General features: G+C 59.8%; 9 protein-coding genes. 2 read left to right on the top strand and 7 right to left on the bottom strand.

Going from position 1 to position 12,173, the window contains the following annotated elements; genetic code table 11:
• The first annotated feature begins 21 nt into the window (after positions 1-21).
• Entirely contained in the window at positions 22-615 is a 594-nt protein-coding gene (locus tag AC07OV_RS11820; protein ID WP_024073509.1) for a phosphoheptose isomerase, read from the top strand.
• Positions 612-1,193, top strand: coding sequence for a BON domain-containing protein (locus AC07OV_RS11825; protein ID WP_178922757.1), 582 nt, complete (start codon positions 612-614; stop codon positions 1,191-1,193). The genes AC07OV_RS11820 and AC07OV_RS11825 overlap by 4 nt, the downstream gene beginning before the upstream one ends.
• Before the next feature lie 65 nt (positions 1,194-1,258).
• On the opposite strand, the gene AC07OV_RS11830 is transcribed toward AC07OV_RS11825, so the two are convergent.
• From AC07OV_RS11830 to AC07OV_RS11860, 7 genes are all read right to left on the bottom strand, one after another.
• Positions 1,259-2,029, bottom strand: coding sequence for a YiaD family glycine zipper/OmpA-like lipoprotein (locus AC07OV_RS11830; RefSeq protein WP_178922755.1), 771 nt, complete (start codon positions 2,027-2,029; stop codon positions 1,259-1,261).
• 232 nt (positions 2,030-2,261) lie between these two features.
• Positions 2,262-2,906, bottom strand: a complete 645-nt coding sequence (locus AC07OV_RS11835) for an MBL fold metallo-hydrolase (RefSeq protein WP_495092291.1) — start codon at positions 2,904-2,906, stop codon at positions 2,262-2,264.
• A 90-nt stretch (positions 2,907-2,996) separates the two neighbouring features.
• Positions 2,997-5,726 (bottom strand): winged helix-turn-helix domain-containing protein, encoded by a 2,730-nt coding sequence (locus AC07OV_RS11840; protein ID WP_495092292.1) that lies wholly within the window; start codon positions 5,724-5,726, stop codon positions 2,997-2,999.
• A 255-nt stretch (positions 5,727-5,981) separates the two neighbouring features.
• Entirely contained in the window at positions 5,982-7,346 is a 1,365-nt protein-coding gene (locus AC07OV_RS11845) for a DUF1329 domain-containing protein (RefSeq protein ID WP_494997200.1), read from the bottom strand.
• A gap of 43 nt (positions 7,347-7,389) precedes the next feature.
• Positions 7,390-9,252 carry a DUF1302 domain-containing protein gene (locus tag AC07OV_RS11850; RefSeq protein ID WP_176995050.1) on the bottom strand — a complete coding sequence of 621 codons (1,863 nt, stop codon included), beginning with the start codon at positions 9,250-9,252 and terminating at the stop codon, positions 7,390-7,392.
• Between the two features lie 333 nt (positions 9,253-9,585).
• Positions 9,586-11,268 carry a fatty acid--CoA ligase gene (locus AC07OV_RS11855; protein ID WP_176995051.1) on the bottom strand — a complete coding sequence of 561 codons (1,683 nt, stop codon included), beginning with the start codon at positions 11,266-11,268 and terminating at the stop codon, positions 9,586-9,588.
• Positions 11,269-11,506: 238 nt separating this feature from the next.
• Entirely contained in the window at positions 11,507-12,139 is a 633-nt protein-coding gene (locus AC07OV_RS11860) for a LysE family translocator (RefSeq protein WP_176995052.1), read from the bottom strand.
• Between the last annotated feature and the right edge of the window lie 34 nt (positions 12,140-12,173).

Genomic DNA, 12,173 nt, shown 5'->3' on the forward strand with positions numbered 1-12,173 from the left:
GCGCTACTTAAGGTCACACAGATGGACATGCAATCCCGAATTCGCCAGCTTTTCCAGGCCAGCATCGACACCAAGCAACAGGCGATGGACGTACTTGCACCGCACATCGAGCAAGCCAGTCAGGTCATGGTCAATGCCTTGCTCAACGAGGGCAAAATGCTTTCGTGCGGCAACGGCGGTTCGGCCGGCGATGCCCAGCACTTCTCCTCGGAGCTGCTCAACCGCTTTGAGCGTGAGCGCCCGAGCCTGCCGGCCATCGCCTTGACCACCGATTCGTCGACGATCACTTCGATCGCCAACGACTACAGCTACAACGAAATCTTTTCCAAGCAGATCCGCGCCCTGGGCCAACCCGGCGATGTCTTGCTGGCGATTTCCACCAGTGGCAACTCGGCCAATATTATTCAGGCGATCCAGGCCGCACATGATCGCGAAATGATTGTCGTAGCATTGACCGGTCGTGATGGCGGCGGTATGGCGTCATTGCTGCTGCCAGAGGACGTGGAAATTCGCGTCCCGGCCACTGTCACCGCACGTATCCAGGAAGTCCACCTGCTGGCGATCCACTGCCTGTGCGATCTGATCGACAGCCAACTGTTTGGGAGTGAAGAATGACCGTTAACCGCCTCAGCCTTTTGGCCATCACCCTGTGTCTCGCTATCAGCGGCTGCAGCACGGCCATCACTGCAACACGTGACACCCCTATCCAGGACGACAAGGGCACTCGCACTTTCGGCAGCAAGATCGATGACTCGCTGATCGAAACCAAGGTTGAAGTCAACGTCGCCAAGGCCGCCACCGACCTGGGCAATGGCGCTTCGCGCATCGTGGTCACCAGCTTCAACGGCGTAGTACTGCTGGCCGGCCAGACACCGCGTGCCGACCTCAAGGCCCAGGCCGAACAAGCCGCCTCGACCGTGCAGCGCGTGAAGAAGGTGCACAACGAACTGCAGGTCATGGACCCGATCACGCTGCTGGCCATCAGCAACGATGCCTTGCTGACCACCAAGATCAAGGCGCAGATGCTGACTGACAACGCCATTCCGGGCTCGCGGATCAAAGTGATCACCGATAACGGCATCGTCTACATGATGGGCCTGCTGACCCAGGCAGAAGCCACCCGCGCCGCTAACCTGGTACAGGGCGTGTCGGGCGTACAGAAGATCGTGAAGCTGTTCGAATACATCGACTGATGTAACCGGCAATAAAAAAGGGCGCCGTGCATTGACTGCACGGCGCCCTTTTTAGTGACCAGCGTTTATTGGTACTGCTGGTACGGGTTGCCCTGGAACTGGTTGTTCTGCTGTGGCGCCTGTTGCTGCTGTTGGGCAGGCTGGCCATATTGCTGACCGGGGATAGGGCCCAGGTTCACCTCTACACGACGGTTTTGGGCACGGCCATTGACGTCGGCGTTGCTGGCGATCGGGTTATCCGGGCCGGCACCGCGTGCGCTCAGGTTGGTCGGGCTCACGCCTTGGGACGTCAGGTAGTTGGCCACGCTCTGCGCACGACGCTGGGACAGGTCCATGTTCAGTTGGCGGCTGCCGGTGCTGTCGGTGTAGCCGACGATCTGGATAGTGTTCTGGTTGAACTGCTTGAGCGAGTTAGCCAGGTTGTTCAGCGGCTGGTAGAAGCTGCTGGAGATCGCATCCGAGTTGGTCGCGAAGGTGATGTTGCCCGGCATGATCAGCTTGATCTGATCGCCCTGACGTTGAACTTCAACCCCGGTGTTGGCCATGCTGGCTCGCAGTTTCTTTTCCTGCTGGTCGGCGTAGTAGCCATAACCTGCACCACCCAGGCCGGCCACGGCAGCGCCGATCAGGGCACCTTTGCCACGGTTGTTATGGTCGATGGCAGCGCCGGCCAAACCACCGGCCAGTGCAGCCAGGCCGCCGTACTTGGCCGTGTTGCTGATACCCGATGAGCCGTTTGCCTGTCCTTGGCTACCATCGTATGGATTAGGAGACGCACAGCCGGACAACAAGGCAACAGCCGTGGCAACGACAAGCAGACGACGCGAAGTGAACATGAAGGAAGCTCCTACTTTTGCATTCTGTGATGCAGAGGACATTGGCAATGGACCTGTGCCGAGCTTGGAACACGACAAACGGCAAAAATTCCCTGCCCGGCAGGCTCCCGCTCTACAACAGGTGAGCACACTAAAACCCTAGCAGACGCTACCTGAACGGTGATTGTCATTTTCTCTGTAAGTGGCGTAGGACGGTTGCCACTTGGTATCCGAAAAAACACCGATTCGCCGTTTATGCCCGCACAAAAGGGTTCTCACGCATTTCATCGCCCAGACGGGTATCCGGACCATGGCCGGCCACCACCGTCGCCCCTTCATCCAGGGTGTACAAGCGCTGCTTGATCGACCGCACGATAGTCGCCTGGTCCCCGCCCCACAGGTCTGTACGCCCCACGCCACGACGGAACAGGGTGTCGCCGGCGATCAACAATTTGGCATCGGCAAACCAGAAACTCATCGACCCTGGCGTGTGCCCCGGGGTATGCAACGCAACACCACATCCGCAGGCCAACTCCTCTTCGTGTTCAAGCCAGCGGTCCGGTGACGGCACCGGCGTGTAGGGCACACGAAACATCTGGCATTGCATTTCCAGGTTATCCCAGAGGAATTGATCCTCCTTGTGCAGATGCAGGGTAGCGCCGGTCTTCTCTTTCAACTGGCCGGACGCGAGGAAATGATCAAGATGGGCGTGGGTATGGATGATGCTCACCACCTTGAGGCCCAGCGCGTCGAGGCGGGCCAGGATCAGCTCATGATTGCCGCCTGGGTCGACCACGATGGCTTTTTTGGTGATCGGATCGCCAATGATGGTGCAGTTGCACTGCAACGGGCCGACGGGGAAGGTTTCGCGAATAAGCGTCGGCAGTTCAGGTTGCATCAGAAGGCCTCAAGTGCAAGTAAGTGGGCATTATCGGGCGCTGCTCGCCAGAATAATTGCACCAGTAAACCAGACTGGGCGGCCTCCTTCCTAGCCAATCAACCGCAACTCCTGCGCCCTTGCCACCGCCTGCGTGCGCCGCTCTACGCCCAGCTTGCTGTTGATATGGCTCGCATGTGTCTTCACCGTGTGCAGCGAAATGAACAACCGGTTACTGATTTCCTGATTGGAACAGCCTTGGGCGATCAGTTGCAGCACCGCCAGTTCGCGGGTGCTCAAGGTTTCGTGGTTGGGTGAGGTTTCGACAACCGCAACCACCGGAAGCAGCCCCAGCAGGCTTTGATTCAGCAAGCCATGGGGGTCTTTACCAAGCTGCTCGCGCATCCAGTCGGGGTGGCTTTCCAGCAAGCGCTGGAAGGGCTGCAACGCACCTCCCGCCCCCGCTTCAAGGGCACGAGCCAGCACCGGCAGCGCCTTGGTTTCCTGGCCACTGTCGAGCAGCAGATGCGCCTGCTGGGTCAGCGCCATCAGGGCAATCATCTGGCGGCCATCACTGTGCGCCTGCTGCGCCAGTTCATCGAGCCGTTGCAGGGCGGCGGTAGGCTGATGGCGCGTGGCGTCCAGTGCGGCTTGTTGCAGGCCGATATGTTGCGGCAAGTGAGGGTGAAACTCCGGCGCGGCGGCGGCATGCTCGCCGTTGTAGGTCTGCCCCAGCCGCGCCAGCCAGGCATCGGCCAGGTCGGTACGCCCCTGGGCCAGCCACAGTTCGCATTTGATCAAAGTGATCATCGCCAGGTAGTAAATCGGCGGCACGTCCCAGATATGCATCAGGCGCTCTGCTTCGGCCAGCTCGGCGAACGCCTTGGAGAAATCATTACGCCGCCCCTCGAAGTTGGCGATGACGCAATGCCCGATCAGCACACTGATGTCCCGGCAGGCACGCGCTTCAGCCAGGCCGGCACGCAAGCGCGCCAGGCCGGCTTCAGGCTGATAACGCACCAGCAGCAAATAGCCTTCGTAGAGCGATAACCGCGCTCGCACGGCGTACAGCCGCTGGGGCGCCAGGCCATGCAAGCGTTGCAAGCCCTGGCGCACTTCATCGAGCGAACGCAGGATTTCGCCTCTGGCCTGCAACACGCGGGCGCGATCGTAATGAGCCAGGGCTTCAAACAATGGGTTGCCGACGCGCTGCGCCAGCTCCAGGGATTCACGGTTCAGGCCACGGGCACGCCACAAATCGGCATCGACAATCGCCAGGTTGGAGAGCGTCGACAGGCACATCAAGCGCTGGCCATAACGCTTGAGCGGCAAGCTTTCCAGGGCCTCGCTGCAATAGCGCTGGGTCAGTTCGCGATCCCCGCGCCCTCGGGCGATGATCCCGCTCAATGCCAGCCACTGGGCCAGCATCGACTTCTGCGCGGTGGCCGACGGCGCCGGCAGGAAGCGGCTGAGGTAGCCGGATAATTCTTCCGCCGCATCCAGCTGGCACGCCAGCCCCAGGGCCCAGCTGTACAGCACGATCAAGCGCGGCGTGCTGATCAGCAGGCTATCGGGCAAGTCCATCTTCCAGCGCAGCAACATGCCCACGTTCTGCTCGGCCAACAGTTGCTCTTCGGACAGGTTCTGCACCAGATTCGCCGCCACGTCGAGGTGACCGGCGCGCAGGGCCTGCTCCACCGCTTCATCGATCAGGCCCTGGGCGTTGAACCAGCGGCACGCTCGCAGGTGCAGGCTGGCCACCGGCAATGTGGCGTTCTTTGCGCGACGGGTGCGCAGCAAGTCGGAAAACAAATGGTGATAGCGAAACCAGTGACCCTGCTCATCCAGCGGCACCAAAAATACCTGGTGGGCCTGCAGGTAGCGCAGGGTTTCAGCACTGTCGTGAGCTTCGCGCACTGCATCGCACAGTTCGGCGCAAAAGCGCTCCTGGGGCGCAGTGTCGTAGAGAAACGCCTGGACCTCGACGGGCAGGCAGTCGATGACTTCTTCCAGCAGGTAATCGCGAATCAGCCCCTCCCCGCCGTGCAGGTTCTGCGGCAAGGCACCTTCATTGCCGGCCTCAGAGGCGGCCAGCAACCAGAAACGCAGGCCAGCCACCCAGCCTTCACTGCGCCGAATCAAGTTATCCAGCGCCTCGCCACGCAAAGAGTTGCTGTGCTGATCCAATACAGCCAACGACTCATCGTGGGTCAGCCGCAGGTCTTGCTCATGCAGTTCCAGTAGATGCCGTGACAGGCGCAACCGTGCCAGATGCCAATCCGGACGCTGGCGACTGGTGACCAGTACCACCAGACCGTCGGGCAAATGGTTGAGGAAAAACTGCAGGCAGCGATCCAGCACCGGACCCTGAGCCAGGTGGTAGTCATCCAGCACCAGCAACAACGGCGCGCGCGTGGAAAGGTGCAGCGTCAGCTCATCGAGCAAGCCATCGAGCCATTCTTCAAAGGCAAACGGCTGGTGGCGTTGGCGCATTTTCAGCAGCCCCAGGGATTGGGCGCCGATCTGGGGGAAATATTGCTGCAAGCCGTCGAGCAGGCGCTCGAGGAAGCGGCCGGGGTCGTTATCCCGGGGGCTCAGCCCCAGCCACAGGCTTTGCCAATGGGCCGGAAGACCCTGGCAGAACTCCACCGCCAACGAACTTTTGCCGAACCCCGCCGGCGCGCTAACCAGCAGCAACCGCCCTTCCAACCCGGCACTCAACCGTTCGCACAGGCGAGGCCGCAGCACATAGCCGTCAGGCAGCGGAGGCCTGAAAAAGCGTGCTTCCAGGGTCGGAATCACGACGTTTGCAGGCCCTTGGATTCGGGACAGATCAGTCATCGCCGGGCTCTTGTAGAAGGCTGTTGTCGGCATTGCAGATGTCCGCAGACTAGCGGTAAAAGCGGCGGGTTTGTAGATCTTTGCAACATTTGCCTGAAAAAGAACTGCGACAAAAAATCTCAACACAAACAAATGTGGGAGCTGGGCTTGCCCGCGATGCAGCCACCTCGGTCTATCAGACCTACCGAGGTGATGCTATCGCAGGCAAGCCAGCTCCCACACAAGCCCAACGCCTACAGGGGATGTTGCTGTGGGTTAGCGGACGCCGTCCTGGCGCAAGGCCGCCGGGGTGAAGTCGCTGGTGGTGGCGGTGAAGCCGAAGTCATAGGCCTGTTTCTCTTCGTTCTTCATGCCCAAGGCCAGGTAGCGGCCGGACTGCAGGTCGTAGAGGGTTTCCAGGGCGTACCACGGCACTTGCTTGTCGTAGTAGTTTTCAGCATGGGCTTCGGCGACGCGCCACAGTTGGCCACGGCCGTCGTAGTGATCGATCACCGCGGCTTGCCAGGTGTCTTCGTCGATGAAGAAGTCACGCTTGGCGTAGATATGGCGCTGGCCTTCCTTCAAGGTCGCGACCACGTGCCAGACGCGGCGCAGCTCGTAACGTGCCAGGTCCTGATTGATGTGGCCAGCCTTGATGATGTCGGTGTACTTGAGCTTCGGATCGTCGACTTTGTAGCTGTTGGAGGCAATGTAGATTTCTTTCTTGCCCTCAAGCTTCCAGTCGTAGCGGTCCGGGGCACCGTTGTACATGTCGAGGTTGTCGGAAGTACGCAGGCCGTCAGCAGCAGTACCCGGGCCGTCATACGACACTTGCGGTGCCCGACGCACGCGACGCTGACCGGCGTTGTAGACCCACGCCGAACGCGGTTCCTTCACCTGGTCCAGGGTTTCGTGCACCAGCAGCACACCACCGGCCAGACGCGCCGGCGCGGTCACTTGCTGCTTGAAGTAGAACAGCACGTTGCCTGGGTTTTTCGGGTCGTAGTCCTTCATCTTGTCGCGGAACACGAACTGGTCGCGGAAGTACACCAGGCTGAACGAACCATTGGTTTGCGGGGTGGCCTGGGTGACCAGGCGCGTCACGCTGCCGCCACGATAGCGGGTGATGTGGTTCCAGATGACTTCCACGCCGCTTTTCGGGATCGGGAACGGGATGGCCGTTTCGAAGTTTTCCAGGCCGTTGCCGCCCGACACCAGGTTGGTATTGGTGGCGTTCTTCTTGATGGCCGCAAACACATCGGCTGGCACGGTGGCGCCGCGATGGGTCGGGTAGACCGGCATCTTGAAGGTGTCCGGGTAGCGCTTGAACATCGCGTATTGGCCTGGCGCCAGCTTGTCTTTGTACTGTTCGACGTTTGCCGCGGTGATGGTGAACTGCGGTTGTTCACTGGCGTACGGGTTGGCCAGGAAACCACGGGCGTCGACGGCGCCAGCGTTGGTTGGCAGCGGCGACCATTTCGGAATGGTGCCCGCCGCGTTACCGGCCATCTCGGCGCCCATTGGGGTCAGGGTCGTGCCCAGCTTGGCGGCTTCATCCGCCGAGACTGCCGCCATGACGTTGCTCGCCAGGATCGACAGCCCAAGCACACCCACGTGCAACAGACTTTTAGTTATTTTCATGTTCTGGTCTTCCTGAAATACAGACTGCAAAAAGAGTGTGTGCTTAGAAGTTCACGCCGACGCTCAGGGCGATAAAATCGCGGTCGTCCACGGTGCTGAAATCCCCTCCAAAGAAGTTGGTGTAGTTCAGGCTCGCGGTGTAGGTGTTCTGGTATTCGGCATCCAGGCCCAGGCTGACAGCCTTGCGACCTTCCTCGAAGTTACCGCCAGGGCCTGGCGAGTAACCTTTTACGTCGTGGGACCAGGCCACGTTAGGCTTGAGGTTGACGCCTGCAAACACATCCGGGTATTCCCAGATGGCCCGCCCACGGTAGCCCCAGGACGTGGCGGTGGTGAAGCCGTCGTTGTTGCAATTGGTGTTCAGGCTGCTGGCGTTGGGCAACCCACCACCTTGTGCAGTCGAGTTGTTGAGTGCCGCGCAAGCACCGTTAGGCAATGTGCCTGGGCCGAACACCGGGTCACGCCCGTAACGCACTTTGGATTTGCTCTCCAGGCCACCGACGTAGGTCATGCCGACTTCGCCTACCAGCGTCAGGCGGCTTGCGCCCATGACCTGATCGAAGAAGTGCGTGAACGTGGTTTGGAGTTGGGTGATTTCCTTACGGCGATAGCCATCCAGGTCCTGCCCGGGAACGCCTTTCAACAGCGAGGCGTTGCCCAGCACCGGGCCACCCAAAGGCACCACGCCGGCATACAGGATGTCCGTAGAGTTCAACTGCACAGGCGCATTTGGCCGATAGCTAACCTCTCCACTCCAGGCCGTCCCAGTAGGCAACGTGGTGGAGAAGCTCAACCCAAAGAGGTGGATATCTTCTGGGTAATCAACGAAGTATTTCGAGTTGCCTGCCACCACCAAAGGCGCAGCCGTTCCCAAGAAGGGGGCGAGGTTATAGATCGACTGAGGTGCACCAGTGGCACTAAAGATCGGCGCGCGGCTGTGATAGTTCATGTAGTAAGCGCCGAATTCAGTGTCCAGCGGCTCAAAGTTGTAATGCATTGCGAAGCCGTACTGGCCACCATCACGTGCATTACGGTTTGGCGCGCGGCGTACCAGCACCCCTTCTTCGTTTATATCGACGCCACGGGCAGCCAAACCCGGCAACGCTGCAGCCGGAAGCGTCGAGCGCTTGTTCAACACTCGCAAGTTGTCATTACAGCCCGTGGTAATGATGTCCGGCTGCGAGAAGAAGGTCCCGCAGTTGTCGGTAACGGTCTTGTCCCAGCCAATCTGGTAGAAGCCTTCAGCCGACACATTATCGGTCAGCGTCTGCGACAGGTAGAACATGTTGACCGGAATCAGGCCTTCCTTGATCTCAGCCCCTGGGCGACGGAAAGCGGCCACGTCGATCGGGTTGATGGCGTTGATACCGCCACCGATGAAGGTACTTTCACCCCAGCTCACCACCTGCTTGCCCAAGCGTACAGAACCTGGCTCATCGCCAATCGAATAGTTGTGGTAGACGAAGGCGTCGAGGATCTGCGCACCGGAAGACCGCGCGCCCGTTGGGCGGTGGTCGTCGCTGATGTTCTTGAAGTCCAGGTCATCGTCTTTGAGTTTGAAGTCGTACCAGTATTTGCCGCGCACAAACACACCGGTATCGCCATATTTCAATTCAAGGTCATGGATACCCTTGAAGATCTTCGAGAAGGAATCACCCTTATCAAAGTTCAGATGGCCGTCGTCAGACGTTTGCGACAACCCCTTGCCGCCATTGTTAACGCCAATCAGGTCTTTGTTACGACCTGCCGCTGACCAACTCGCCCCCACCGACAGAGAGGAGTCAAAGCTGCCTTCGATTTCACCGATGTTGAAACTGACGCCGAATGCGGGCCCGGCGAGCGTAGAAGCGAGACTGACAGCCAAGGGCAGTCTTGCCCGGCGCCAGAACTGGTTTACTGAGGTCATCGACGCTACTCCATGTGCATTATTGTTATGGCAGTGAGTTTTTTCTTACAGATGCATGTAACGGCCGGAATACAACGACTCCAATGCCGAACGGCAACCGAGCCCCCATGGCCCGAAGCGCAACATCCTTGAAAAACTCTGGGAAGGACTATAGCCAGCAGGGGGTATCGCTTGATCCCTCTAAAGTGTGATTTGCATCACCAACCCGTCTGCCACAACCCTTTCGCCATGCCGACGAAGGTCGGCGGGGCAAGGATGGCTGAAAATCGGCAAATCACAAGTGAAGGCGCCAGATAGAGCATTGCCGCGCCCGAACGGGCGCGGCGGAAGGGATCACAGGGTGGACAGGAACGTACTGTTGTTGGCCTGCCATTCGATGATGTCGATGCGGATACGTTTTTTGTCGAGCTTTCCTACGCTGGTCTTGGGAATTTCAGTAACAACCGCAATCTGGCTCGGAATCGCCCACTTGCTCAGGTGGCCCAATTCAACAAACGGTTTTAAGTGTTCTTTAAGCTCCCGCGCACCTATCACATGGCCATCACGCACCACCAGCAAGGCAAACGGACGCTCGCCCCACTGCGGGTCGGCAATGCCCACCACCGCTACTTCACGTACCGCAGGGTGACGGCTGACCAGGTCCTCCAGGGCCAGGGACGAGATCCACTCCCCGCCCGTTTTGATCACATCCTTGATACGGTCACGGATATCGATCACGCCAAATGCATCAAGGGTGGCCACGTCACCGGTGTGCATCCAGCCGCCTTCCCACAGCTCGGCGCCCTTCTGTGGCTCGTTGAAATAACCTTCGCTGAGCCACGGCGCACGCAGCACCAGCTCGCCCTGGGACTCGCCATCGGCGGGCAGGAAGTTACCGTCAGCGTCGATGATCGCCGCCTCCACCAGTGGCCCGGGCACACCGGCCTTGATGCGGTAGGTGGTACGTTCATCCTCGGTGCCAGCCATCAGTTCTTCATTGAGGTGGGCACAAGACACCAGCGGCCCGGTCTCGGACATGCCGTACGCGGCCGTCAGCTGAATCCCACGGGCCTTGGAAGCTTCGTACAAGGTGCGATTGAGCGCACTGCCGCCAATCACGATTTTCCAGCCACCAAAATCCACGCCCTGGGCGGCCTTGGCATTGAGCACCATCTGCAGGATGGTCGGCACGCAGTGGGAGAAGGTGACCTTTTCCTTGCGCCACAGCTCCACCAGGTACTCGGGGTCGTAGCGGCCGGGGTAGACCTGCTTCAGGCCAAGCATGGTCGCCACATACGGCAAACCCCAGGCGTGTACATGGAACATCGGCGTGATCGGCATGTACACGTCGTTGGTGCCCAACAGGCGCACGCTGTCGACGCTGCCCATGATGGTCGCCACGCCCATGGTGTGCAGGACCAGTTGGCGGTGAGTGAAGTACACGCCCTTGGGGTTGCCAGTGGTGCCGGTGGTGTAGAAGGTGGTGGCGACCGAGTTTTCGTCGAAATCCTGGAAGTCGTACGCGGGGCTGGCGGCGGCCAGCAGGGTTTCGTACTCGCCCACCAGGCCTGGCAACTCGGCGGTCTTGGCGTCACCGTCGGTGAGCAGCAGGGTCTTGTCGACGGTCGTCAGGTGCCCGGCAATCGCCTGGTAGAGCCCCACGAATTCGCTGTTGACCAGCACGAAGCGGTCTTCGGCGTGGTTCATGGTGTAGAGGATCTGTTCCGGCGACAGGCGCACGTTGATGGTGTGGATCACCGCGCCGATCATCGGGATGGCGAACATGCATTCGAGGTAGCGATGGCTGTCCCAATCCATCACTGCCACGGTATCGCCGGCCTTCACCCCGGCCTCGGTCAGCACATTGGCCAGCCGGGCAACCCGTTCGATCAGGGTGGGGTAGGTGTAGCGCAGTTTGTCGCGGTAGATGATTTCCCGGGTTTTCTCGTAGCGAGTCCCGGACATCAGCAGGCGTTTGATCAACAGCGGGTATTGGTACGCGCCTTCGGCGGGCGGGATAACACGGGTCTGCAACATACGAATCCCTTATCTGACTGCACGGTCTTGGCTTGAAGACCTGCACTTTAGAGACGTTATGTTTCAGCCAAATCAGCCAAAGGAATGATTTGCAGAGCCCAATGAATGCTAGCTTTGAGCCATTACTGGAGCCTTGCAGAGATCCAATGTGGGAGCTGGCTTGCCTGCGATGGCCTTAACTCGGTATTTCTGAAACACCCAGTCGCCTGCATCGCGGGCAAGCCCGGCTCCCACAGGGTTATTTCATACTGGTAAACGCCAGCTTCACCCCAATCGCAATCAGCACCGCGCCCATGGTGCGGTCAAACCAGTGCCCCATCCGCGCAAACCCGGCGCGCACGCGCTGCTGGCTGAACAGCATGGCCACCAGGCAGAACCACAGCGCCGTCGCGACCGCCAGGTACACGCCGTAACCGGCCTGGATCGCCAGCGGTGTGTGCGGGTTGATCACCACGGTGAACAGCGACAGGAAGAACAGCGTGGCCTTGGGGTTCAAGCCATTGGTCACGAAGCCTGCGGTAAAGGCACCGCGCGGGGTGCGCTCGCCCGCTTCGCGGTGCAACTCACCTTCGACCGGTGGCTTGGCCGGTTGGGCACGCAAGGCCTTGAAGCCGATGTACAGCAGGTACGCCGCAGCCGCCCATTTGAGTGCGTTGAACAGCACGATGGACTGGGACACGATCAAGCCAATGCCAAGCAACGAGTAACCCACATGCAGAAAAATCGCCGAGCCCACACCCAGCGCTGTCCAGGTTCCGGCGCGACGGCCGTGGGTCACACTTTCACGCACCACCACGGCGAAATCCGGGCCGGGGCTGGCCACGGCCAACAAGTGAATCAAGGCTACGGTCAAAAACTCGGCGACGTACATGCTCACTCCATTAAGTAACTGATTATTTCATCTG

This window comes from Pseudomonas sp. GW821-FHT09A09, from assembly GCF_059418405.1.

Excerpts from the sequence above, each read along its gene's own strand:
- AC07OV_RS11820 (WP_024073509.1), top strand. The coding sequence starts at position 22 with ATGGACATGCAATCCCGAATTCGCCAGCTTTTCCAGGCCAGCATCGAC.
- AC07OV_RS11825 (WP_178922757.1), top strand. The coding sequence starts at position 612 with ATGACCGTTAACCGCCTCAGCCTTTTGGCCATCACCCTGTGTCTCGCT.
- AC07OV_RS11830 (WP_178922755.1), bottom strand. The coding sequence starts at position 2,029 with ATGTTCACTTCGCGTCGTCTGCTTGTCGTTGCCACGGCTGTTGCCTTG.
- AC07OV_RS11835 (WP_495092291.1), bottom strand. The coding sequence starts at position 2,906 with ATGCAACCTGAACTGCCGACGCTTATTCGCGAAACCTTCCCCGTCGGC.
- AC07OV_RS11840 (WP_495092292.1), bottom strand. The coding sequence starts at position 5,726 with ATGACTGATCTGTCCCGAATCCAAGGGCCTGCAAACGTCGTGATTCCG.
- AC07OV_RS11845 (WP_494997200.1), bottom strand. The coding sequence starts at position 7,346 with ATGAAAATAACTAAAAGTCTGTTGCACGTGGGTGTGCTTGGGCTGTCG.
- AC07OV_RS11850 (WP_176995050.1), bottom strand. The coding sequence starts at position 9,252 with ATGACCTCAGTAAACCAGTTCTGGCGCCGGGCAAGACTGCCCTTGGCT.
- AC07OV_RS11855 (WP_176995051.1), bottom strand. The coding sequence starts at position 11,268 with ATGTTGCAGACCCGTGTTATCCCGCCCGCCGAAGGCGCGTACCAATAC.
- AC07OV_RS11860 (WP_176995052.1), bottom strand. The coding sequence starts at position 12,139 with ATGTACGTCGCCGAGTTTTTGACCGTAGCCTTGATTCACTTGTTGGCC.